Genomic DNA, 21,842 nt, shown 5'->3' on the forward strand with positions numbered 1-21,842 from the left:
CGATCAAAGCCGACCCACAAGCCGCGCGCGCGCCTCGATAACGATTTATTCGTTAGACATCTAACACCGACACAACTTCGACAAGGTGCGTTATGCTTTTCGACACGATCAGGACCACGCTCGCGGCATGATTCCAGCCGGACCATCGTAATGTTGCCTGACATCGAGACCCATGGGAGACGCGGCGTACGATATTTTCCCGGCCGCATCGTTTGCCCGCTCGCGGGCGTCGGCAGACGTGGCGCGAACGAGAGCAACCGGCTCGCGCTGGAGAACGACGACACCGAGGTGACGATCGATCGGCGCGCGCGGCGCATCACGGTGAAGAACACGCGCCGCTACCTGGAAAAGACGCTGATCGCCGATCTCGAGTTCCTCGCTGACGGCACGACGACGACGGGCGCGCGCACGCCGATCGCGATCCACCTCGAAATCTTCAAGAAAGGCGACGCGCTGTCGCTCGATCTGCACCGGCACCTGCGCACACAGGAGCCGCTCGCGGACGCCGATTTCGAGCCCTTCGACGTCGTCGTCGAGGGAGGACCGCGGCCCGAGACGGTCTACACGGAAGAACGCGCGCGCGCGCTCGTGCGTGCGCCATCGATCGCGCATCGCGTGGTGAAGGCGCTCATGGCCATGCGCGACAACACGCGCGGCTCGTTTCAGGATCCGCACCGGAAAGGCTATCGCGTCGCGGATCTCTCGCTCGGCTTCGGCGCGCTCGGGCTCGCCTGGATGCTCGTGCGCGCGGAGCTGCGATCCCTCGATGGAGCAAACGCCGACCTCATCCGCCAAGGCTCCGTCGCCGCGATGCTACGCGAGGGCGCGTGGGAGCTCTCGCTCACGGCGCTCTCGGACAAACTCTCGTCGATCGTGCAGCGGGATCTGTTCCTGTTCGGGCTCGATCGAGAGCCGCTGCTCGAACCCGTGATGACGCGCGGGTTTTGCGCGGGTGAGACGCTCGCGTTTCGTTTCCAGAAAGGCGAAGGCGAGATCGGGCTCGGCGGCAAGAGCGCCAAGATGGACGGCGCGATCGACGTCGCGCGGGCCTACCTCGAGTATCACCTGCTCGGAGGTCTGCTCTGCGAGCACGCCGAACGCCCCCAGGGGCCGCGCGGCTGATGGAGCGCGAGGAGGGGCGCATCCACGCGCTCGACGGCGCGCGCGCCTTCGCCACGGGGCTCGTCGTCCTCTTGCACGGCCTGCTCTCGTTCCTGGAGACGCCGATCGGCTGGGCGATCAAGGATCGGTCGACGCACCTCGCCGCGGACTTCGTGGTGTGGGTGGGCCGCGCGTTCCTGATGCCGGTCTTTTTCCTCCTCTCCGGCATGGTCTCGCGCGGCATCGTCACGCGCCGGGGCCTCCGGGGGTTTGCCCGCGAGCGGGCCACGCGTGTGCTCGTCCCGTTGCTCCTCGCGCTCGTGCCGGTCTCCGCGGCGATGAACGCGCTCTGGGACCACGGACGAACCCTCGAAGGCCGCGCCGCGGTGGGCAGCCAGGTGCCCGCGCTGCATGCCTCCGAGCTCCCCGTCACGCTCGCGCACCTCTGGTTCCTCTACTACCTGCTCCTGCTCTCGACGCTCGCCGCCGTCCTGCCCCGTCGCCCCGCGCGCGCGCCCCTCGCCTTGCCCGCGATCGCGATCGCCGCCGTGTCGGTCGTCCTGCTCGTCGCGGGCAAGCTCCAGCTCGACACGCCGCTCTCGTTCCTCGTCGAACCGCAGATCGCAGCTTACTTCGCCGTATTTTTCGCGTGGGGGTGGCTGCTCGATCCCGAAGGCCTCGCGGCGTATACGCGCAGGCTCCCGTGGCTCGTGGGGCTCGCGCTCGTGCTGCTCGCCGCGCTCGTCCCCCCGCTCCTCGCGAGCACGGCGGCGGGCGCCCCTGCGCGCGCGCCCGCGTGGGCGCTCGTCACGAGCGCGGCGTTCTCGTGCCTCGCCGTCGCGGTTTTTCTCGGCACGTGCGGCCGGCTCGTCACCCGCGCGCGCCCGCTCGTCCGCTTGCTCGCCGATGCGTCGTACTTCGTGTACGTCACGCACCTGCCGATCGTCGTCCTCCTCCAGATCGCCGCCGCACGCCTCGCGTGGCCGGGTCCCTTGAAGTACACGGGCGTCGTGACGCTCACGGCGGCCATTTGTCTCGCCGCGTTCCTGCTCCTCAGAACCGCCCGTCGCGCATTTCCAAGGTCCGGCCCGCTCGCGCCGCGATCCGCAGATCGTGCGTGACCACGAGCAGCGCCGCGCCGAGGGCCGAGGCCGCGGCGAGCGCCTCCATCACGACGTCGGCCGACGTGCTGTCGAGGCTGCCCGTTGGCTCGTCGGCGAGCACGAGGCGCGGGCGGTTCACGAGCGCGCGGGCGATGGCCACGCGTTGCGCCTCGCCCACGGAGAGCTGTGATGCAGGCGCGTCGCGGCGCGCGGCGAGGCCGAACCGTTCGAGCAGCGCGTCCGCCGCGCGCTCGGCCTCGCGGCGCGACGAGCCGAGCCGCCACGCGGGCAGCGCCACGTTCTCCCGCGCGCTCAGCGCCTCGACGAGGTTGTTCTGTTGAAACACGAACCCGATCCACGCGAGCCGCACCTCGGCGCGCACTGCATCGTCGAGTGACCAGGCGTCGTGACCAGCGAGGACGACACGACCGGCGCTCGGTCGATCGAGCAAGCCGATCATCTGGAGCAACGTCGTCTTGCCGCAGCCGCTCGGGCCCACGAGCGCGACGGCTTCGGCCTCGTCGAGGTCGAGCGACGCGCCGCGGACGACGTCATGCCCGCCGAGACGGCGCACGAGGCTCTCGCAGCGCAGAACCTTCGGCATCAGTCGATCCTTCGGAGAACCCGCGCCGGGTCGGTGCGGGCCGCGCGCCAGGCCGGGACGCTGCCGGCGAGCAACGTCGTCGCGAGGACGGCGAGGCAAGGGCCGGCGAGCACGGCCGCCGTGACGACGGGGCGGACGACGAGCGCCTCCCACGAGAAGATCGGGTAGGCGTCGAAGTAGAGCAACATGCCGTAGCCGAGCGCCGCGCCCGCGCTGAGCCCGGCGAGCGCGACGACGAGGGTCTGCAGGAGGAAGAGCCCGAAGATCTCGCGGCGGGAGAAGCCGAGCGCCGCGAGGATGCCGATCTCGCGGCGGCGGCCGAGGACGTGGATGTGGAAGAGGGCCCAGACCGGGATGCTGATCGCCGCGACGACCATCGCGTAGGAGACGGCGTTGATGGTGCGGTTCGCTGCGAGGTAGTTCGTGACGTAGGGGTCGTCCTCCTTCCAGCCGACGGCGCGGGCCTCGGGGAGGCGGGCTTCGAGGCGCGGGGCGAGGTCCGAGGCGGCGAAGTGGTCGTCGAGGTGGACGTGGATGGCGGAGGCGGCGGCCCGGGCGCCGGTCTTCTCGGCGAGGGAGGCGCGGTCGAGGAAGGCGCTGCGGTAGGCGCCGGCGCTGCCCGAGACGAGGCCCCGCACGGTCATGACGGTCGCGCCCACAGCCTCGCCGGCGCCGCCGGGCGGACCGCCCACAGCCTCGCCGGCGCCGCCGGGCGGGCCGCCGAGGATGATCCGCAGGTCGACGGCGTCGCCGACCTTCACACCGAGCCGGTTCGCGAGCGACGTGCCGAGCAGGACCCCGTTCGTATCGCCGGGCGCGGGGAGCGCGCCGCTCGTCAAGTGAAAGGGCCGCAGCGCGGGCTCCCCGGGGAAGTCGTAGCCGTAGACGAGCGCATTCTGGAACCGGCCGCCCTTGCCGACCGCGCCAGGCAGGACGAGGACGGGCACGGCGGCGCGGACGGACGCGCCTGCGGCCTCGGACACCCGCGCGGCCGCGGCGGCGCCGTCCTCGAAGTGCCGCTTCTCCCGTGGCTCGACGCGCACGTCACCGCCCCCGTGCCGCAGCTCCTCTTCGAGCAGGGCCTCGGAGAAGCCGGCGAGGTTCGCCGTATTGGGAATCTGAAACCCTGCGCCCGCGGCGACCGAAAGGACGAGCAGCGCGAACGTGAAGCGGCTCCCGAGCAGGCTCTTTCGGGCGAGAAAGAGGAGCGGCCCGAGGCGAGAGCGCGAACGCGGGAGCGGGGCTGCCTCCATGCGCGGGGCATCGTCTCCGGGGCGTGGGCTCGTTGTCAATGCGCGTCAGGCCCCTTCGAGCAGCCGCACGTGAATCGACGGCGCCCTCCGCGGCACGTTTTGCTCCAGCACCTCCCCCAGACGCAAAAGGAGGTGCTCTTCCCAGGGACGCCCGAGGAGCTGAATGCCGATCGGATGCCCGCTCGCGCCATACCCGCCGGGCACGCTGAGCGCGGGGTTGCCCGTGAGGTTCGCCGGATATACGAACCGCATGAGCCCGCTCGTCACCTCCAGGTTGCTCTCGCCGCGCGGAAACACGTCGTCCGCGATGCGCGGCGCCGTGAGCGCGGTCGTCGGCGTGACGATCACGTCCACCGCCTGGAACACCCGGGCGAGGTGCTCGGAGAAACGCGTCCGCACCTTCTGCGCTTGCACGTAATCGATGCCCGCGATCGCCCGCCCCATCGCCAGGTTGATCCGCACGCCGAGCCCGAACGATTTCCGGTGCTCGGCGTCGAGCCGCGCCATGCCCGACGCCATTTCGCAGAGAATGGTGACGCCCTGCGCCACGCGCGCACGCTCGAGCTCGGGGATCTCCACCTCGACGATCCTCGCGCCCCGGGAGCGGAAAAGCTCGATCGCGCCCTCCGCGGCGCGGACGATCTCGGGCGTGGCGTGCTCGAACCAGGGGCGATACACGCCGATGCGCACGCCTTCGAGGTCCTCGCGGCCGAGGCCGTCGAGGTGATGGGGCGGCTGATGGAGCGAATTCGGATCTTTTGCGTCGGGGCCGGCCATGAGGGCATACGCGAGGGCGACGTCCCGCACCGTGGCGCCGAGCGGGCCGACGTGGCCGACGCTGGCGCAGAGCGGATAAGCGCCGTGCTCGCTGATGCGGCTCCACGTGGCCTTGAGCCCGACGATGCCGCAGAGCGCGGCGGGAATGCGGATCGAGCCGCCGCCGTCGGCGCCGATCGAGATCGGGCAAAACCCGGCCGCGACGCTGGCGGCCGATCCGCTCGACGAGCCGCCCGTGTAATGCCCCGGCGCATACGGGTTCGTCGGCGTCCCGTGGTGGGCATTGAAGCCCGAGGTATCGATCCCGATCTCGTGCATGTTGACCTTGCCGAGGATCAACGCGCCGGCCTCGCGCAGGCGGCGGACCGTGGTCGCGTCCTCGGTCGGCCGGAGCTTCAAGAACCGCGTGCCGACGGTCGTGCAATACCCTTCCGCGTCGAGCTCGTCCTTCACGGACACGGGCACGCCGTCGAGCGGGCCGAGGGGCGCGCCTTTGCGATAGCGCTCGCGGCTCTCGCGCGCCGCGGCGAGCAGGCGATCGGTGTTTCGCTCGATGAACACCCGGAGCGCGCGCTCGCCGGTGTCGAGACGCAGAGCCGCCGCGAGGAAACGCTCGGCGACCTCCACCGGATCGGTTCGCCCCTCGCGGTAGGCGGCGACGAAGTCCACGGCCGACTCGAAGGCGAACCCCGGGGTCTTTCGGGCGGAGCGCGCGAGGCCTTCGAGGTCGACGGGCGGCGCGGCCGCGGCCGAAAAGCTCGCGGGGCGCGGCAGGGTCGGCGCGACGGAGGGCGCCTCGGGGAGGAGCGAGTACCGGAGCTCCAGGATGCCGAGGTCCTTCAGGAGCTTCTGCCCGAGGAGGTGCCCCGTGGCCGGGTTTTCGAGGGCGAGCGCTGCGGCTTCGAGCGCGAGGCCCGTCATGCGGGGGGCATTGGCGGTCTTGAGATCGTACGTCATGGCGGAACGCGGTGGAGCGAGGGACGCATCGTAGTGTCCTCGAACCGCGGTGCGCAACAGGTCCGTCGTGGGGGCCTCCGAATCGTCGTCCCGCTCGAAAGGATCCGCGCTACTTTATCCGCGGGAAGAGGGTGTCATGCGATACGCGAGATGCATCGGGGCGACGTGGCTGGTTTGGCTCCTGGGAAGCGCGGCGACGATCGGGGCGTGTGCGCCGGAGGTAGAACCTGCGTCCACGGGGAGCAGCTCCGCGGGCGGATCGGGAGCGACGGGCGGCACGGGCAGCACGGGCGGCACGGGCGGCGCAGGCGGCGCAGGCGGCGGCGGGTTCGACCCCGGCGATCCCGGTGGACAACAATGCGGCCCGGAGGCCCCTTGCGCGGACGGGTCTTATTGCGCGTACGACAGCTTCGGCGCTTGCGGGTCCGAGGGCGAGAAGAGTGAGTGCAAGGTGGTTCCCCCGTGCACGCCCGACGCAAAGCCCGTGTGCGGATGCGACGGGACCGTGTATCCCGACGCATGCGCCGCGCGCGCCGCGGGGGTCGACCTCGGCACGACGGGCACCTGCGCGGCGCCCGCGGGGCATTTCGCGTGTGGACCGTTCTTCTGTGCCGTCGGGCAAGAGGCTTGCACGAACGATCCCGTCTATTTCTCGTACGCGTGCGTGACCCTGCCCGCCGAATGCCAGCCGCAAGGAATGCCGAAGGACTGCACCTGCTGGAAGGACCTGGCGATGTGCCCGATCTGCATGCAGGACGAAGACGGAAACCTCTCCCTCTCGTGCCCCAGCTCGGATTGATGCGCATGGCCGAAAGGCCGGCGGTTCAAAAAATCTGCCACCATTTCTTCGCCCCGAGCCGCCGGAACGATCGCACCACGGCCTCCGCGTCCTCCGCGAGCTCGTCCAGGGGCACGCACATCGCCGCGCCGAGCGCGATCATCACGACCTCGCCATCGGGCTCGGTGAACCAGCGAAAGAGCGATTGTTGCCGCGACGCGCCCTTCGAATAGGCGTGATACGTCTCCGCATGCGAACGCCCGCGTTCGTCCGGGAGCGCGACCGCGCTCACGCGTACGGCCTCGGCGCCCGCGGGCACGGACGCGCGCGTGAGCTCCTCCGCGATCCGCGCGAGCTGTCGACCCTTGCGCGCGGGCAGGCGCGTCCCCGTCCGCGAGACCGTGAGGAGCTGGATTCCATCGGTCCCCGAGAAAGAAACGCGGCTCCACGACGCGAGCTTCGGCGAAGGCGGATCCTTCTCGACGAGCCGATACCGAGGCGGCGGCGTGACGGCGAATCCGGCGGCCGTGATCTCGACCTCGCCGGGGCGCGTCGCCACGTCGGGCTCGAGGATTTCGAGCGCGGCTTCTTCGAGCAGGAGCTGAAGTCCCTTTCGCGCCACGCTGAGCGGATGCCGCGGGAACGAGGCGTCGAGCGCGGGATCGTCGGAGGCGCGTTGATCGATGGCCCGCAAGAAGGCCGCGGGATCCGTGCCGGCGAGGGAGGCGGCCGCGCGATCGGCCACGGCCGCCTCGCGGACGCCGGTCAGCCGCGACGTGGGCGGCAGGACGCGGCATTCGAAGAGGCCCCGCGCGAGCGGCACGAGGAGGTGGCCCATCAACGTCTCGCGGCCCGGCTCGTACCAGAGGCGATGCACCACGCGAAGCGCGCGGGCGGCGCCGATCGTGACCGGCGCGACCTCGACGACCGGCGACCAGGCCTTGTCGTCCGTGCGGGGACGCGCCTTTGGATCCGCGGGCGGGGTCGATCGGAAGCACGTTTCGAAGAGGTCCCGGGCGTGCCGCTCGACGTCGCGGCGGAGGAGCGCGTCGTGCGCGGGCAGGAGGTCGAGGCGGTGCGTGAACACCCCGAGCGAGAGGGAAAAGCCGCGGGCCTTGTCGACGAGCAGGGCGGAGCGGTCGGTCTCCTCCGAGACCTCGAACCCCTGCGGCACGGCGAATCGAACGCCACGCCGTCCGTGTTTCAGCTCCTCGACGAACCCCATGCGGGGGCAATGTACGTGATCCGATGCGCCCACGCCTCGTTCGAGAGAGGAACCTCACGCGCCACGGCCCGACCGTGTCCAGCCCGGACGCGTCGCGCGGGCGTGACGTAGAGAAGAGGACGCGACACCGACGCCCGCGACGGCGTTCCGTACGTCACGGAGAGGCTTCGCGGCGGCCGGTCCGTAGTTCCGCACACAGAGCGACGGCTTCACGGGGGTCGGGAAGCGGGCTCGTTCGATGCGGGACGGCTTCGCGGGGGTCGCGAAGGGGAGATGTGGGCTCTCCGTTTCTTCGAGGGGCCTGGCGCGCTTCCCTCAGCGGCAATCCGCAAACACCTCGCGCAAAAGCACCTCGCCGAGCTTTTCATGTCCCTTCGGCCCGAAATGCAGCCCGTCCTTGAAGGGCGCCGCATCTTCGGGGCAAAGCCGGTTCGGATTGCCGCACGAGAGCAACACAAAAGCGTCGACCACGTGATCGACCTCGCCCGCGGCCTTGCGCGCGCGAATCCACTCGTTCACCTGCGCCGTGGCCGCCGCGCGCTTGTCGTTCCAGTATTTGGAAAAACCGCCCCAGGGCGCGACGGTCAAGGCGACGACCTGCATCTTGCGCCCCTTCGCGAGGGTATACATCCCCGCGAGGTCGTTCTGGATGAGCTTGGGCGTGCGGAAGGCCGTCTCGTCGCTGTAAAGGTCATTCACGCCGCCGAAGACGATGACGTGGGTGTACGCCAGTTTGTCCGAAGGCGGGGGCTCGCCGAGCACGTCGCGCGCGAAGCGGCGGTGCATCTGGTTCACCATCTGTCCGCCGATGCCGTAATTGTCGAATCGACTCTCGGGGCAATGCGCGTGGAGATAGTCGAGGAACTTGCCGCCGTGGGAGCGGGCATCCGTGAGGGAATCGCCCATCGCCGCGACAATGTAGGCGCGGCGAGAATCAGGAGGCGGCGCGGAGGCGGAAGCGGAAGCGGAGGCGGAAGCAGAAGCGGCCGCAGGCGCGCTCTCCGCGCTGGGCGATGTCTTCGGATTCGAGGCGCTCTCCGCGCAGCCGGAAGAACAAACGCACGCAGCGACGAACATCGAGGCGGAGCGGAGGCGACGCATGGAATCGCCTTCTATCACGGCCCCAGCGCCGTCGAGACGCGGCGCCTCGATCCGTCAACGAATCGACTCTGATCCACGCTCTTCCCACCTGCCGTTGCGTCACCCGAGGGAGGTCAAAATCCTGCTAGCGTGGCCCGCCCGACTTGCTGTACCAAGGACGCTGGCACAGAGCCGCGGGGAGGCGAGGGACGAAGATGCGACCGATGACGTGGAGTTTTTCAATGAGGATTTCCCTCGCGCTCGCGCTGGGCGTCGCAGCCTGCGGCGGCGGGCAGCCGCCCCCGCCCCCGCCGCAGCCGCACGTCACGCCCCCGCCGCCCGTCGCGACCGCCCCCACGCCGCCCCCGCCCAAGGCCACGCCATCCGCCACGGCCGCGAACCCCGAGCCGCCCCCCGGCAAGTACACGACCGAGATCGTCATCCACCAAGCGGAAATCCACGGCAAAGTCAAGCTGAAGGCCGGCAAGAAGTTGCTCATCGAGCCCCTCGTGGCGACGAGCCAAACCGTGCCGCAGAAGGGCAACAAGGCCGAGATTTTCCGCGTCATCGGCAAAAACGGCGCCGAGAGCGACTGGCTGCTCGTGGCCGAAGGCGAGGTCGGCGAGACCTGGGTCCAAGGCAAGAGCGTCGAAGTCACCGTGCTCGACGAGAAGGACGCCCCCATCAACGGCCAGAAGACGTTCCATTTCGTCCCCGGGACGATGGTGCGATTGCGCTGGCAATGGTAATCCCGCCGCCCCGTCGGCTCGGTTGACGACCCCGCACACGCCCCCCCATAATCCGCCCCCGCTTTCAACGTTCAGGGGCTCCACCCGGCCAAGCCGAGCAGAGCCCCCGAGCCCCCGACCCCTCGACGCCTGGGGCTACCAAGGAGATCACACGTGTCGCATCCCCCCCTCACGCACCTGTCCGAGGAAGAGACGCTCTTCCGCGACTCAGTGCTCGATTTCGCGAAGAAGCGCGTCGCGCCGCTCGTCAGCGAGATGGACGAGAAAGGCGCGCTCGATCCCGCGCTCCTGCCGTCCCTCTTCGAACTCGGCCTCATGGGCGTCGAGATCCCCGAGACCTACGGCGGCGCCGGGTCGAGCTTCTTCAACGCGATCCTCGCCGTCGAGGCGCTCGCCGTCGTCGACCCAAGCGTGAGCGTGCTCGTGGACGTGCAAAACACGCTCGTCGCAAACGCGCTGCTGCGCTGGTCAAACGACGCGCAGAAGGAGAAGTACCTGCCCCGCCTCTGCAAGGACTGGGTAGGCTCGTACGCGCTCAGCGAAGCCGGCAGCGGCTCCGACGCGTTCGCCCTCCAAGCCCGCGCGACGCAGAAGGACGGCCGCTGGGTGCTGAACGGGCGCAAGCTCTGGATCACGAACGCCAACGAGAGCTCGCTCTTCCTGGTCCTCGCAAACGTGGACCCGAGCAAGGGCTACCGCGGCATCACGGCCTTCCTCGTGGAGCGCAACTTCCCGGGCTTCTCCGTGGGCAAGAAGGAAAACAAGCTCGGCATCCGCGCGTCGAGCACGTGCGAGCTCGTCCTCGAGGACTGCGAGGTGCCCGCAGAGAACGTGCTCGGCGAGGTCGGCAAGGGCTACAAGATCGCGATCGAGACGCTGAACGAAGGTCGCATCGGCATCGGCGCACAGATGATCGGCCTCGCGCAAGGCGCGTTCGACCAAGCGATGCGGTACATGCTCGAGCGCAAGCAGTTCGGTCAGTCGATCGCAAGCTTCCAAGGGATGCAGTTCCAGTACGCCCGCGTCGCGACGGAGATCGAAGCCGCGCGGCTGATGGTCTACAACGCCGCGCGCCGCAAGGACGCCGGTCTGCCCTTCCTGAAAGAAGCCGCGATGGCAAAGCTGTTCTCGTCCGAGGTCGCCGAGCGGACGGCGTCGCTCTGCGTGGAGTTCTTCGGCGGCGTAGGCTTCACGAAGGAGTACCCCGCAGAGAAGTTCTTCCGCGACGCGAAGATCGGGAAGATCTACGAAGGCACGTCGAACATGCAGCTCGCCACGATCGCAAAGCTCCTGCAAAGCGAGTACGAGGTGAAGGGATGACCGTCTGCCCCCGCTGCGGCGCGCGAGTGACCTACGTGGGGGTCTTGACGGTGGAGTGCGCGACGCGGGGCTGCCCCAACTTCCGGGAGCCCCCGCCCGCTCCCCCCGCAGACACGCCCCCGTCGAAGGACCCGTCCACAGCCGAAGCCCGCACGGACAAATCCCCCGAGGACGAGGAGCTGCTCGCCTCGATGCTCGAAGGCGGTTTTTTCTAAGAGATGGCGTAGCGCCGGGGTTTCACCCCGGGCCCCGTCTGGTCAACGATGGGGCTACGCTCGGCAAGCCGAGCTACGCCCCAAACCCAGGGGTTGTCCACCCCTGGACCCGGACCAGCGAGGCGCTGGACCCGGGGTCGATGAACTGCGCGATGCGCAGTTCATCGAACGGCCAGGGTCAAGACCTGCGACGACCCTGCCAACGCAAAGCGCGGCGCTGCAGGTTCAACCGGCAGCGTGCACGTCGCCGGCTTGAAACCCACCTCCATGGTCTTGCCACCGGCCCGTTGGAAGAACTGCGCATCGCGCAGTTCTTCCACCTTCGGTCCAGGCCGTGCCTGGTCCGGGTCGAGGGGCGGACAGCCCCCGCGGGGTCCGGGGCAGCGCCCCGGCGCAGCGGCCCCAGCTAAGCCGAGAGCCGCTTGATCGGCGGCGAGAACCGCGACGTCACCCACCGCGCGATCCGCGGGAACCAGAGCGCCACGCCATAGGAACGCGGGTACACGACGCGCGCCTTCTTCCGCTCGACAGCGCGCACCACGAGCCGCGCGAGCCCGTCTGCCGTGCCCACCGGTGAGAGCCGTGCCGTGAGCGAGGGCTCGTACTTCTCGTAGCCCTTGCGCCCCATGTCCGTGTCGACCGGGCCCGGATACACCGTGACCACGTGCACGCCCGTGCCGCGCAGCTCGCCCCGCAGGCCCTCCGAGGCATTCGCCAGCGCGCCCTTCGAGGCATTGTAATAATACATGCCTGGCATGGGCGTGATGGCTGCCATGGAGGCGATGTCGACGATCGCCCCGCTCCGCCGCGCGAGCATGCCCGGCAGGACGGCGCGCGTGAGGCGCAGCGGCGTGAGCACGTTCAAGCGTAGGAGCATCTCGCCCGCGTCGACCCCGGCAAGCTCCGTCGGCTCGACGGTCTGCACGCCCGCGTTGTTCACGAGCACGTCGATGGGACCCAGCTCCTTCTCGGCCGGCGCGATCCAGTCGGTCGCGCACTCCGGGCGCGAGAGGTCGGCCTGGTGGAGGAAGGCCTGGCCCGAGAGCTCCCGTGCGATGGCGTCGAGCCGCTCCTTGCGCCGCGCGACGAGCGAGACGACCGCGCCCTTCGCGGCGAACGCGCGCGCCAAGGCCTCCCCGATGCCAACGGACGCACCCGTGATCGCGACGTGCATGGCCGAGGCCTTACTACGAGTGTGCTTCAGATGCACGCTAGGCCATGATCGTGACCATCCGGAAGATCGGCGCCGCGAGCGCCTCGTCCCCGTGCACCACAGCCTGTGCCCGTGCCTTCTCCGCGTCGAGACCCTTCGTCCAGAGCCGCCACGCGCTGTCCGCGTCGAGCTCCACCGTCGTTTGCGCCGGCGTCTCCCGTGTGGTCACGAGCTCCCACCGATCTGCTGCGCGCGCGAGGTGCCACGTCCCGCCCGCTTCGCCCGTGATCACGAAGTCGACCCCCGCGCCGTCCGCAGCCGGGACATTGCGATAGGCGTGCGGGGCGCCTCGCAGGAAGGCGTCGATCACAGGGTGCATGTAGCGCCGCTCCTTCAGGCCCGGCCGGCCTACGGCGTCGCGGATCTGCTGCTGGTGGTGCCACTTCTCCGTGTACTCGCGCGCCACGTCGAACCAGTTCTGCGACCACTCCTCGCCTGCCCAGGCCACGCTGAAGATCGCCGGTCCCTCCGGATCGAGCCCGTCGAAGAGCACGGCGACCTCCTCGTCGGCGCGGCGGAGCAGGTCCATGAGCACGCGCGGCGAGAGCCTCCGCGCCGCCAGCATCCACTCGGTGTTGAGGCGCTGGATGAACTCGACCATCGCCTCGAACGAGCGGATCTCGGGCGCCGGGATGAACTGCCCATCCCGCTGGAACGAGAGCCGCCGGAACGAGCCGTCGAGCAGGTGCGCCGCCAGGTCCTTCACGTCCCGCGTCGCGTGCACCGTCGGCTTGCTCCAGTCGTCCGGGCCGAGCGAACCGAGCAGCTCGTGCAGGGCCGCGGAGACGTCACGGAAGAGGTGCTTGGTGGCGATGGGGGGCAGAGGCGTCACGGACGCGACTCTACCCCGCTCGTCGGGGGAAAACTATTGCCGGCAGCAGCGGAAGCCGATGTTCGGCAGGAGGGTCCCCTCGGCCGCGCGGGCCGGGAGCTCCATGGTGCAGGCGAGGCCGAGCTGCGGAGAAAGGTACGAACCGCCGTGAAGCTGGAAGATCCGGTTCGGCGCGGCCGCGGCGTTCGTCTGGGTGCGCGTCCATTCGGTCACGTTGCCCGAGAGATCCCGCGGACCCGCGCCCGAGACACACGCGGCGAGGCTGCCCGTCGCGGCGGCCCCGCCCATGGCCGCGGGGTTGTCCACGCCGAGGCAGGCCATGCCGTCGTACGTCGCGCCATACGGATACAACATGCTCGCAGGGCCACGGCAGGCCGCTTCGAGCTCGACGGCGGAGCAGAGCCGGAAGCCCGGTCCACGCGCCGCGCATGCGGCCGCGGCCTCGGTGTACGACCCGCCGGTCCAGGGCAAGACCGAGCCTTTGCTGCAGGCCACGGTTTCCAGGATGCCGGCCGCCTGCATGTTCGCGTCGGGCCGCGAGGCCTCGTAACGATCCACGAAGGCGGGCGGGTTCGAGCCGGGAATGGGATCCATGTCGAACGCGGAAGGATCGAACTCCTCGTCGATGAACCCGTCGCAATCGTCATCGGCGCCGTTGCATGACTCGGCCGTCGGCGGGAGCGCGTCGGGCAGCACCGAGAGATCGCAGGTCGTCGTGGCCGGGTTCGTCGGGTCGCAGACGACCACGCCGACATCGGCGCACTTGCCGAGGCCGCCGTCGTCGCAGGCCGAGCCGAGCTCCTGGAACCACTCGTCCACGCTGCCGTCGCAGTTGCCGTCGACGCCGTCGCAGCGGGTCTCGGTGATCCGCACGAAGCCGGAGACGACCTCGACCTCGGGCGGATACACGCACGACCAGCCCGACGAGCCGTTGCAGACGACCATCGTCCCCTCGCAGGGCGTCCCGGCCGTCACGGTGCAGAGGTTCGAGGGCGGGACGAGATCGGGGTCGGCCGAATCGACCTTGCCGTCGCAATCGTCGTCGATGCCGTTGCATTGCTCGGGGCCGAGGACCGGCACCGGGCAGGCGTACTCGCAGCCGTTCTTCGGATCCCCGTCGACGTCGTAGGCGCCGGCCACGCACGTGTCGACGACGCAGACGCCCTGCTCGCAGCGCGGGAAGGCGCTCGGCAGGAGGCATTTGTTGTCGCACGCGCCGCAGTTGTCGACGTCGTTCAAGAGGTCGGCGTCGCAGGGCGGGCCGCCGCCCACCTGCGAAAACCCGCCGAACCCGATGCCGCCCTCGCCGCCCTCGCCGCCCACGCCGCCCATGCCGCCGGAGGCGCCGCTGCCAGAGGGCTCCGCGCCGCACGAGAAGCAGAACGCGTCGTCGACGCAGCCGCTCCCGAGCAGGACGGCGAACATCGCCGGCACCAAGGCAAGGGCCACCCCGAGCCGCTTCGTTCGTCCCGTGTTCATGCCGCCTCCTTGCGCGACGCGCGCGCGCCGCGGCGACGACCGAGACCCAGCGCCGCGAGGGCGACGAGCCCCGCGAAAACGCACGCGTTTTGCCGCTCGTCGGCCGCGATGCCGCACGTGCAGCCGCCGCCGCCCGTGGCCAACCCGTACGCGTCGTCGTTCGACGCGCCTGCGCTGCCCGAGCTGCTCGTGGGATCCCCGCCGCTGCCGCCCGAACCGCCGCTGCCGCCCGAACCGCCGTCGCCGCCCGAACCGCCCATGCCGCCGTCGGGCGCGTTGTAGCAGACGCCGTCCATGCAGACCTGGCCCGGGCCGCAGTTCACCTGGTCGCACGTCACCTTGAGGCAATAGCCGTCGTCGTTGCACGAGAGGCCCGGCGGGCACGGGAATTCGCCGCCCGTGCAGGGGATCGCGCATTGCGCCTCGATGCATTTGCTGTCGCCGGGGCACGGCGCCATGTTGTCACCCACGCCGTCGCAGTCCTCGTCGAGCCCATTGCAGAGCTCCTCCTTCGGTCCCACGAAGCCCACGCACACGGGCATCGCGTTGATGCAGAGCACCGTGCCGAGCTGGCAGGGGCTCTGATCGTTCGGCGCCGTCAGCTCACCGCAGGGCACGCCGAAGACCATCGGCTGGTTCATCGAGACGTCCGGCTCCTCGTCGATGTTGAAATCGCAGTCGTTGTCGACGCCGTCGCAGATCTCGGGCGAAGGGATGCAGCTCGGGCAATCGAGCGGCAGGCCCGCGGCGTCCTCGTCGACGAGGCCGTCACAATCGTCGTCCATGCTGTTGCAGACCTCGGTCATCGGGGAAGCGCCCGGATCCGTGATGCCGCACTCGGTGCCCGAGCCGTCGGCCTTGCAGACGTACGTGCCGACGCCGAGACAAGCGCCGATCTCGCCGTCCGTGCAGGGCTGCCCCTTCTCGGGGAAATCCTCGTCGATGAGGTTGTCGCAATCGTCGTCGAGGCCGTTGCAGAGCTCGAACTTCTGGTTCTGCCCGATGATCTGCGCGAGGGCGTTCGCGAGTTCGCTCTTCGACGACACGAAAAACGCCTGCCCCGTGCCGCCGGCGGCCGCGATCTGGTTGAGCTGCGTTTGCTCGCTCGCGAGCACGGAGAAGCCGATCACGTAGGTCGGGATGGGCTTGCCATTGATGCCGGCGAGCAGCGCCGCCGCGGCCGCCTGGGGGTTGCCCTGGCAGCTCTCGGCGCCGTCCGTGAGCAGAATCGCGGCGTACGAGCGGCACGCAGCGGCGCTGTCGCAGGTGACGACGGGCTTGAGGTAATCGTGCGTCGCCTGGAGCGCGCCGGCGAGCGGCGTCGGACCCGAGCCGCGCACCTCGCAGTTGCCCATGGCGCAGTGGTTGCCCTCCAGCGTGCTCGCGTCGAACATCGCGTCGGCGTCCTCGACGCCGTCGAGCCACCGCAAATACCGGTTGACGGGCTGGTTGAACCCGACGAGGAACTGCGCGCCGCGCCGCGGAGGCCCGCAGGACCCAGCGTAGTTGATGCAGTCCGAGGTCGGCGTCATCTCCATCGCCTCTTGGGGCCAGCCGATCGGGATGTTCCCGGTGAACGTCGCGTTGTTCGGGTACCCCGCGCCCGGATAGAGCTGCGAGAGGACACACTGGTTGTCCGGGTACACCGAGGGGTAGGGCGGCGGGAGGTTGTCCGAGGGATCGTCGTACGAGCAGCAGCTCTGCGCGCACTCGAAGTTCGCCGCGGACTGGCAGCTCCGGTTGACACCGACGTCCTGGTAATACCGGGCGAGCGCGTAATCGCTCTCCGGGAAGGCGCTGAGCACCTGCGTGAGCGCCTGCTTCGCGATGAAGAGGCGCGCGTTGTTGCCCGCCAGCGTGTCGGGATCACTGCCGGTGTCGACGCCCGGGTGCGCCGCCGAGCCGTCGCCGAACGTGGGGTTGCCCGCGAGGTCGTTCAGCATCGAGCCCGACGTGTCGAGCACGAGCGCGAAGCGCGGACGCGCATCCGACGCCGGCACGAGGCACTGCGCCGGATCGTAGTTGCAGATCTGCGGGACGCCGTTCAAGCACGCCTGGATCATCGACCCGTCCGGGCAGGGGATCACGCCGAGGTCCTCGTCGACCATGCCGTCGAAATCGTTGTCCCAGCCGTCGCAGATCTCGCCGACGTAGGCGCTGTCGATCTGGAGCTCGCCCGCGCCGCCGCCCGCCTCGCCGGCGCAGATCGGGCAGATGCCGCCGTTCGCGCCGCGCACGTCGAAGATCGCCTGCGGGTGGATGGTGCCGATGCGCGACTGCACGTTGATGATGCCGCCGCCGCCGCCGCCCGCGCAATCGTCGCAGGTGCCGTTGTTCTGCGTGGCGCGGCACTCGACCTCGTTGTCCATGGGGTCGACGGGCGTGCACTGGTTCGACGCGTTCGCGCAGACCATGCCGAGCTGGCCGCCGAGGTTCTTGCACGTCTGCCCGAGGAGCGTGTTGCATTGCGCGTTCGAGGTGCACGGCGTGCAGTTGCAGGGGCCGCAGCGGCCCGCCTGGCAAGTTTGTCCGGTCTCGCAGTCGCCGTTCGCCGTGCAGGGCAGGCATTTCGGCTGCGAGTCGCCGCCGCGGCCTCCGTGCGCGCTGATGCGCGCAGAGCTCTGCACGTTCACGTGATCGCCGATGATCAGGATCGACCCGCCCGCGCCGCCGCCCGCCGAGTCGTTGCCCACGGCGCAGCCGCGGTGCCCGTCGGAGCTGACGCCGCCGGCGATGTCGATCTTGCCATCCTGCGCCGCCGTCGCGGCGAAGAGCACGATACGACCGCCGCCGCGTCCCGCGCGGAGCCCCGCCTCGTAGCCGTCGCGACACCCCTTGTCGCCGCCGGCCGCGCCGAACTCGACCTCGTAGATGCTGTGCCGATACGGCTGGCCCGCGACCGTGGGGAACCCGTCGCCCGCGCCGTTCGCGCTGTTCGTCGTGCCGTAACAGACGGCCTTGTTCGGATCGTTCGCCGCGACGCAGGCGTTGCCGGCCGCATTGAGGTTTCCGCAGTCCTCCTCCCACTCCTGCGGGAACTCGCACGCGGTCGCCGATCCCATGATCTGGCAGTCCTTCGTGCCGCGCCCGCCCTGCCCGAAATGCGCGCCGCCGCCGCCGGAGTCGAGCACCGAGCAGCCGCCGCGCCCGCCGGAGAGCGGGAACGTCGCGGGCCCCTCGCCGTCGTTGCAAAGGAGGCCGCGGTAGCCCGCGCCCTTCGCGAGGATCCGCGAGGTTGCGTCGATGGTGATCTGGTTGGCCTTGAGGATGAGGTTGCCCGTGTTCGTCTTGCTCGTCCCGTCATAGGGCGCGACGCAGACGAGGGCGCCGTTGGTCAACGACACCACGCCGAACGTTTTTTCGCCGCCGTAACGACAGGCGTTGTTCTGCGCGGCGGTCGCGTTGACCTGGCAGAGTCGATCCACGGCCGTTCCGCCGTCGGGGCACACCGCGGGCCCGGCAGCGCTGCCGTTGAGGATCAGGTCCGCGGCGAGAGCACGCGGGCCGAGGAGGAGGAGGACGGCGAGCGCAGCGAAGGCGCACGCGAAAGCGCGAAAGCGTAACATGCCAACAGAGCAATCTAGAGAAACGACGTCCCCTTGTCCATGGTGGAAGGGCCGCGTGATCGCGTCGCGACAGTGACGCCCTTCGCTTCGCGGCGTATCATCGGCGAGGAACAGCCGGAGGATCTTCGATGCACCTTTCTTCCTTTCGATCCACGCGGTTTCTCATGGCGAACGCCGCCCTCGCCCTGGCCCTGCTCGCCTGCGGGACCGAAGTCACGAACACGACCCACGGAAGCGGGGGCGGGACCAGCAGCGGAACCGGCAGCGGGGGCGCAGGCGGCAGCGGCGGCGAAGGCGGCAGCGGCGGCGAAGGCGGCGGCGGCGGCGAAGGCGGCAGCGGCGGCGAAGGCGGCAGCGGCGGCGCGGGCGGAGGAGGCGACGGCTATTCCGCGTCGAACCTCTTCACGCACGTCCCGCGGTTCATCATCTTCAAGGCCGATGCCACGCGAAACGTCTGCTTCCGCCTCTTCGTCGAGATGGGCACGACCTCGACGATCGCCATCGAGGCCACGGCCCCGTGGGTCATCTCGCAGGCGGACGTCACGAACCAGGCGAGCGACTGCACGACGCCGGGAGGTTTTCCCCCGCAACCGATGAGCGCCGCGCCGGCCGTCTCCGGCGCCGGAACGTTGGTGGTCGAAGGGACGTTCCCCTGCTCGATCTCGCTCCACGGCACGCTCTCGTTCGAGGCCCAAGATCCGTGGGTCCCGGCGAGCGAGCCCTTCGACGTCGATGCGCTCGCGGTCGAAGGCGGCTGTTAGGCCTACATCTCAACACAACGTAAGTTCACCCGTTTGCCTCGTCGACGAGACCCCGGAGGGGGTCCGACATGGGCGCGGGTCTCGCGCGCGAGGCAAGCGGCGGGGTCCGACATGGGCGCGGGTCTCGTCGGCGAGACCCGGCGGGGGTCCGACATGGGCGCGGGTCTCGTCGGCGAGACCCGGCGGGGGTCCGACATGGGCGCGGGTCTCGCGCGCGAGGCAAGCGGCGGGGTCCGACATGGGCGCGGGTCTCGTCGGCGAGACCCGGAGGGGGTCCGACATGGGCGCGGGCCTCGCGCGCGAGGCAGGCGGGCGCGTACACTCCCCGGCCCGAGGCGACGAACGAACGTGACGACTCCGGCAGAACCCCAGGAAGCCCGCGTGGTGGGCCTGAACCCCGTAGACTTCGTGCTCGCGCTGGTCGTCGCCTCGCTCGCGACGGCCCTCGTGCTGCTCGACAGGCTCGTGCTCCCGGCCTTCGCAAAGATGTACGACGAGTTCGGCAGCAACGCAGTCTTGCCGCTCGTGACGCGCGCCGTGGTCGCCCACGTGACCCCGCTCGGCGGGGCCGCGGGAGCGATCGCGCTCGCCGTGGCGGGAATGTTTGTACGCAAACGAGGCAGAGGCAGGCTCGCAGTGGCGCTCCTCTGCGGCGGGATCGCGCTCGCCCTCGGCGCGGTCGGGCTCTCGTTCTACGGGCTCTACGCGCCGGTGTTCGATCTCGCCGGCAAAGTTCAACCCTAGATCACCGCCGCCGCTTGCGGCGCGGGCGCACTTCCTCTTCAGGTTCAGGCTCGGGCTGCTCGCCGATCTGCTTGTTGTACCGGCGCGCAGCGTTGGCCGCCTTTTGCGGGTCGTCGATCGGGTGCTCGCGCTTCGTCCGCGCATACCCGGCCCACGCCACGCCGCCCCCCACGAGGCCCATGATGATGCCACCCGTCGCCGCCGCCGTCGTCCACGTCGGGCGCGACGCGATGCCATACTCGTCCTTCGTCGAGAGCGAGGAGCCGAGGATGATCCCCGCGAGCATGGCCGCGCCGCCAGCGATCGCGAGCCCGATGCCAACACGGTTCATCGTCACGCCGGTGGAGCGGTAGTCGGCGATCTGCGCCGCCGCATCCGCGTCCCCCGCGATGCTGTAAAAGTCCTGATCGTCGATGTTCATTTCGCCCTGGAACACCTGCCAGCGCGTGACGTCGTACGAGCCGACCTGATTCTCGTAGAGCGACGACGTCCCGACGAGCCGGCCGGAGGAGTCGCGGTGCTGCACCTCGCCGACCTTCGCCTGCGTGACGTACGTGTGCGTCTCGGTGCGGACCTCGACGTTGAGCGGCTCCCCCGTGGACTCTGTGCCCGTCTTGGGCAGGTGCGCGCAGCCCCAAGATCCCATGGCCAGGACCATCACGACGGGAACCGCGCTCCAACCCTTGTTACGACGACTCATGGACCCTCCGACTTTCCGGGAGGAGACAGCAGCGACGTAAAGCTGTCAACGGGTCCGCGAGGAATGGCCTCAGGCCCCCGCGAGCATCGCGCGGAGCGTCTCGTCGAGATAGCGCACCGCGAGCCCCACCGTGCGCCGCTGGCTCTCCGGGCTCGGGCCAAGCACAGGCGCGACCTCCATCACGTCCCCCGCGACGATCCCCACCTCGCGGCCGAGCCGCCGGATCAGCTCGACCACGAAATCCGGCTCGAGCCCAAAAGGCTCGGGCGTCCCCGTCGCATCGGCGAACCGCTCGTCGGTGCCGTCGATGTCATTCGAGAAATAAACGCCCGTGACGCCATGCGATTTGAGGTGCGCGAGGAGCGCGTCGAGCGTAGCCTCGGGTTTGGCGAGGCACTCGTCCGCCCAGAATTGCCGCACGCCGAGGCCCTGCTCCCAGTGGCCACGCTCGTGCCGCGAGGCCCGCGTGCCGACCTGCACGAGCCGTCCATCCCGGCCAAAGAGCTCATTCGCGTGGTACGACCAGGTCGCGAAGCACATCCGAACCCCGAGGCGCTCGGGCAAAAGATCGGTATGCGCATCCGGCTGGACGATGCCCCAGCGCTCCTTCGCCGGCGGACGAACACGCGCAAGCGCAGCAGCGACAGGCCAGGCCGTCGAATGATCCCCGCCGATGACGAAGGGTTTTACGGTGGGGTTCATCTGAAAGACGAGATCGAGCGCACGCTCGGCGATCGAGAGCGGCGAGACAGGCAGGCGCTCGGCCACAGCCGCGGGGACGTTCGGGTAAAGCGCCTTCCGCGAGGCAGCCTTTTGCGCCTCGTTCAGCATGTCATCCGAGAGGAGCTGCGGGACGACGAAAACGTCGCCGATGTCAACGACGCCGCGTTCAGCCGCACGCACCGGAAAATCAGGCTGCTCTTCGAGCAAGCGCGAGCGGATCGCCTGGGGGCCGAGGTTCGCCCCCCGCCGGAACCCCGCGCCAACATCCGAGGGCACGCCGAGCACGACGACCCGCGCCGTCGGAATCCGCGCGAGCGCGTCGAGGTGTTTTGCCTGCACAGCCTCGTCGCTCGCGACCTGGTAGAGCGCACGTTGCAAGGCGAGCTGTTCGGCACGCCCCGTCGAGACCAGGTGGAGCCCGCCCCCCGCGGGCCGAAGGAGAACGGCGAGCTCTTCGATCGGCGTCATGGCAGGGCCTAGCGTAGGCCAGAAGGCCCAGGCGCGCACTTGGGTCTCGCCGGGGCGCTGCCCCGGTCCCCGCGGGGGGCTGTCCGCCCCCTTGTATCTGAAGGCTGCGCTAGGGTTCGGGGGTCTGGAGGCAGAGGGCGCGGTAGACCGTGGCCCCTTGGGTCTTCGAGCCCGTGGTCGAGCTTGGGTCGCCG

General features: G+C 69.8%; 21 protein-coding genes. 8 read left to right on the forward strand and 13 right to left on the reverse strand.

Features of this window, described 5'->3' with window-relative positions:
• Positions 1-150: 150 nt before the first annotated feature.
• Together QHF89_RS41600 and QHF89_RS41605 are read left to right on the forward strand one after the other, a co-directional pair.
• Positions 151-1,122: a hypothetical protein gene (locus QHF89_RS41600; RefSeq protein ID WP_136972050.1), complete on the forward strand. Its 972-nt coding sequence runs from the start codon at positions 151-153 to the stop codon at positions 1,120-1,122.
• A complete protein-coding gene (locus tag QHF89_RS41605; protein WP_136972049.1) occupies positions 1,122-2,222 on the forward strand; it encodes an acyltransferase family protein in 1,101 nt (366 codons plus the stop codon). Before QHF89_RS41600 ends, QHF89_RS41605 begins: the two co-directional genes overlap by 1 nt.
• Here QHF89_RS41605 and QHF89_RS41610 read toward each other — a convergent pair.
• Genes QHF89_RS41610 through QHF89_RS41620 form a run of 3 tightly spaced genes read right to left on the reverse strand, consistent with a single transcriptional unit; the run spans position 2,155 to position 5,795 of the window.
• The gene (locus QHF89_RS41610; protein ID WP_136972048.1) at positions 2,155-2,808 is read right to left on the reverse strand and encodes an ABC transporter ATP-binding protein; all 654 of its coding nucleotides are present in this window, start codon (positions 2,806-2,808) and stop codon (positions 2,155-2,157) included. The genes QHF89_RS41605 and QHF89_RS41610 overlap by 68 nt on opposite strands.
• A complete protein-coding gene (locus QHF89_RS41615; protein WP_136972047.1) occupies positions 2,808-4,061 on the reverse strand; it encodes an ABC transporter permease in 1,254 nt (417 codons plus the stop codon). The genes QHF89_RS41610 and QHF89_RS41615 overlap by 1 nt, the downstream gene beginning before the upstream one ends.
• A gap of 45 nt (positions 4,062-4,106) precedes the next feature.
• Entirely contained in the window at positions 4,107-5,795 is a 1,689-nt protein-coding gene (locus QHF89_RS41620) for an amidase (protein ID WP_136972046.1), read from the reverse strand.
• Positions 5,796-5,931: 136 nt separating this feature from the next.
• Between QHF89_RS41620 and QHF89_RS41625 the strand changes: the two genes are divergently transcribed.
• The gene (locus QHF89_RS41625; protein ID WP_136972045.1) at positions 5,932-6,594 is read left to right on the forward strand and encodes a hypothetical protein; all 663 of its coding nucleotides are present in this window, start codon (positions 5,932-5,934) and stop codon (positions 6,592-6,594) included.
• Between the two features lie 25 nt (positions 6,595-6,619).
• Here QHF89_RS41625 and QHF89_RS41630 read toward each other — a convergent pair whose 3' ends face one another.
• The 3 genes from QHF89_RS41630 to QHF89_RS41640 all read right to left on the reverse strand — a co-directional run bounded on the left by QHF89_RS41630 (position 6,620) and on the right by QHF89_RS41640 (position 8,861).
• A complete protein-coding gene (locus tag QHF89_RS41630) occupies positions 6,620-7,798 on the reverse strand; it encodes a hypothetical protein (protein ID WP_136972044.1) in 1,179 nt (392 codons plus the stop codon).
• A gap of 315 nt (positions 7,799-8,113) precedes the next feature.
• Entirely contained in the window at positions 8,114-8,704 is a 591-nt protein-coding gene (locus QHF89_RS41635; RefSeq protein ID WP_284721618.1) for a GDSL-type esterase/lipase family protein, read from the reverse strand.
• Between the two features lie 28 nt (positions 8,705-8,732).
• Positions 8,733-8,861, reverse strand: a complete 129-nt coding sequence (locus QHF89_RS41640) for a hypothetical protein (RefSeq protein WP_284721619.1) — start codon at positions 8,859-8,861, stop codon at positions 8,733-8,735.
• A 259-nt stretch (positions 8,862-9,120) separates the two neighbouring features.
• Between QHF89_RS41640 and QHF89_RS41645 the strand changes: the two genes are divergently transcribed.
• From QHF89_RS41645 to QHF89_RS41655, 3 genes are all read left to right on the forward strand, one after another.
• The gene (locus tag QHF89_RS41645) at positions 9,121-9,627 is read left to right on the forward strand and encodes a hypothetical protein (RefSeq protein WP_284721620.1); all 507 of its coding nucleotides are present in this window, start codon (positions 9,121-9,123) and stop codon (positions 9,625-9,627) included.
• A 153-nt stretch (positions 9,628-9,780) separates the two neighbouring features.
• On the forward strand, positions 9,781-10,947 hold the full coding sequence (locus QHF89_RS41650; protein ID WP_136972041.1) for an acyl-CoA dehydrogenase: 1,167 nt from the start codon (positions 9,781-9,783) through the stop codon (positions 10,945-10,947).
• Complete coding sequence (locus tag QHF89_RS41655; RefSeq protein ID WP_136972040.1) at positions 10,944-11,162, forward strand: hypothetical protein; 219 nt, start codon at positions 10,944-10,946, stop codon at positions 11,160-11,162. Before QHF89_RS41650 ends, QHF89_RS41655 begins: the two co-directional genes overlap by 4 nt.
• Positions 11,163-11,323: 161 nt before the next feature.
• Here QHF89_RS41655 and QHF89_RS41660 read toward each other — a convergent pair whose 3' ends face one another.
• From QHF89_RS41660 to QHF89_RS41680, 5 genes are all read right to left on the reverse strand, one after another.
• Positions 11,324-11,482 (reverse strand): hypothetical protein, encoded by a 159-nt coding sequence (locus QHF89_RS41660; protein ID WP_284721621.1) that lies wholly within the window; start codon positions 11,480-11,482, stop codon positions 11,324-11,326.
• 86 nt (positions 11,483-11,568) lie between these two features.
• A complete protein-coding gene (locus QHF89_RS41665; RefSeq protein WP_136972039.1) occupies positions 11,569-12,336 on the reverse strand; it encodes an SDR family NAD(P)-dependent oxidoreductase in 768 nt (255 codons plus the stop codon).
• A 37-nt stretch (positions 12,337-12,373) separates the two neighbouring features.
• A complete protein-coding gene (locus QHF89_RS41670; RefSeq protein WP_136972038.1) occupies positions 12,374-13,207 on the reverse strand; it encodes a maleylpyruvate isomerase N-terminal domain-containing protein in 834 nt (277 codons plus the stop codon).
• A gap of 33 nt (positions 13,208-13,240) precedes the next feature.
• Complete coding sequence (locus tag QHF89_RS41675; RefSeq protein WP_284721622.1) at positions 13,241-14,686, reverse strand: MopE-related protein; 1,446 nt, start codon at positions 14,684-14,686, stop codon at positions 13,241-13,243.
• Complete coding sequence (locus QHF89_RS41680) at positions 14,683-18,252, reverse strand: MopE-related protein (RefSeq protein ID WP_136972036.1); 3,570 nt, start codon at positions 18,250-18,252, stop codon at positions 14,683-14,685. Before QHF89_RS41680 ends, QHF89_RS41675 begins: the two co-directional genes overlap by 4 nt.
• 128 nt (positions 18,253-18,380) lie before the next feature.
• Between QHF89_RS41680 and QHF89_RS41685 the strand changes: the two genes are divergently transcribed.
• Together QHF89_RS41685 and QHF89_RS41690 are read left to right on the forward strand one after the other, a co-directional pair.
• Positions 18,381-19,013, forward strand: coding sequence for a hypothetical protein (locus tag QHF89_RS41685; protein WP_284721623.1), 633 nt, complete (start codon positions 18,381-18,383; stop codon positions 19,011-19,013).
• Between the two features lie 348 nt (positions 19,014-19,361).
• Positions 19,362-19,757 carry a hypothetical protein gene (locus QHF89_RS41690; RefSeq protein WP_136972035.1) on the forward strand — a complete coding sequence of 132 codons (396 nt, stop codon included), beginning with the start codon at positions 19,362-19,364 and terminating at the stop codon, positions 19,755-19,757.
• Between the two features lies 1 nt (position 19,758).
• On the opposite strand, the gene QHF89_RS41695 is transcribed toward QHF89_RS41690, so the two are convergent.
• Together QHF89_RS41695 and QHF89_RS41700 are read right to left on the reverse strand one after the other, a co-directional pair.
• Complete coding sequence (locus QHF89_RS41695; protein ID WP_284721624.1) at positions 19,759-20,403, reverse strand: sodium/glutamate symporter family protein; 645 nt, start codon at positions 20,401-20,403, stop codon at positions 19,759-19,761.
• 123 nt (positions 20,404-20,526) lie between these two features.
• Positions 20,527-21,648, reverse strand: a complete 1,122-nt coding sequence (locus QHF89_RS41700) for an arginase family protein (RefSeq protein WP_136972033.1) — start codon at positions 21,646-21,648, stop codon at positions 20,527-20,529.
• Between the last annotated feature and the right edge of the window lie 194 nt (positions 21,649-21,842).

This window comes from Polyangium sorediatum, from assembly GCF_029946465.1.
Classification (GTDB): Bacteria; Myxococcota_A; Polyangia; order Polyangiales; family Polyangiaceae; genus Polyangium; species Polyangium fumosum.

What these genes read in the sequence shown, in the direction of transcription:
- QHF89_RS41620 (WP_136972046.1), bottom strand. Translation starts at nt 5,795, where the DNA reads ATGACGTACGATCTCAAGACCGCCAATGCCCCCCGCATGACGGGCCTC.
- QHF89_RS41630 (WP_136972044.1), bottom strand. Translation starts at nt 7,798, where the DNA reads ATGGGGTTCGTCGAGGAGCTGAAACACGGACGGCGTGGCGTTCGATTC.
- QHF89_RS41625 (WP_136972045.1), top strand. Translation starts at nt 5,932, where the DNA reads ATGCGATACGCGAGATGCATCGGGGCGACGTGGCTGGTTTGGCTCCTG.
- QHF89_RS41700 (WP_136972033.1), bottom strand. Translation starts at nt 21,648, where the DNA reads ATGACGCCGATCGAAGAGCTCGCCGTTCTCCTTCGGCCCGCGGGGGGC.
- QHF89_RS41680 (WP_136972036.1), bottom strand. Translation starts at nt 18,252, where the DNA reads ATGTTACGCTTTCGCGCTTTCGCGTGCGCCTTCGCTGCGCTCGCCGTC.
- QHF89_RS41605 (WP_136972049.1), top strand. Translation starts at nt 1,122, where the DNA reads ATGGAGCGCGAGGAGGGGCGCATCCACGCGCTCGACGGCGCGCGCGCC.
- QHF89_RS41645 (WP_284721620.1), top strand. Translation starts at nt 9,121, where the DNA reads ATGAGGATTTCCCTCGCGCTCGCGCTGGGCGTCGCAGCCTGCGGCGGC.
- QHF89_RS41615 (WP_136972047.1), bottom strand. Translation starts at nt 4,061, where the DNA reads ATGGAGGCAGCCCCGCTCCCGCGTTCGCGCTCTCGCCTCGGGCCGCTC.
- QHF89_RS41600 (WP_136972050.1), top strand. Translation starts at nt 151, where the DNA reads ATGTTGCCTGACATCGAGACCCATGGGAGACGCGGCGTACGATATTTT.
- QHF89_RS41635 (WP_284721618.1), bottom strand. Translation starts at nt 8,704, where the DNA reads ATGGGCGATTCCCTCACGGATGCCCGCTCCCACGGCGGCAAGTTCCTC.
- QHF89_RS41665 (WP_136972039.1), bottom strand. Translation starts at nt 12,336, where the DNA reads ATGCACGTCGCGATCACGGGTGCGTCCGTTGGCATCGGGGAGGCCTTG.
- QHF89_RS41685 (WP_284721623.1), top strand. Translation starts at nt 18,381, where the DNA reads ATGCACCTTTCTTCCTTTCGATCCACGCGGTTTCTCATGGCGAACGCC.
- QHF89_RS41655 (WP_136972040.1), top strand. Translation starts at nt 10,944, where the DNA reads ATGACCGTCTGCCCCCGCTGCGGCGCGCGAGTGACCTACGTGGGGGTC.
- QHF89_RS41675 (WP_284721622.1), bottom strand. Translation starts at nt 14,686, where the DNA reads ATGAACACGGGACGAACGAAGCGGCTCGGGGTGGCCCTTGCCTTGGTG.
- QHF89_RS41695 (WP_284721624.1), bottom strand. Translation starts at nt 20,403, where the DNA reads ATGGGATCTTGGGGCTGCGCGCACCTGCCCAAGACGGGCACAGAGTCC.
- QHF89_RS41610 (WP_136972048.1), bottom strand. Translation starts at nt 2,808, where the DNA reads ATGCCGAAGGTTCTGCGCTGCGAGAGCCTCGTGCGCCGTCTCGGCGGG.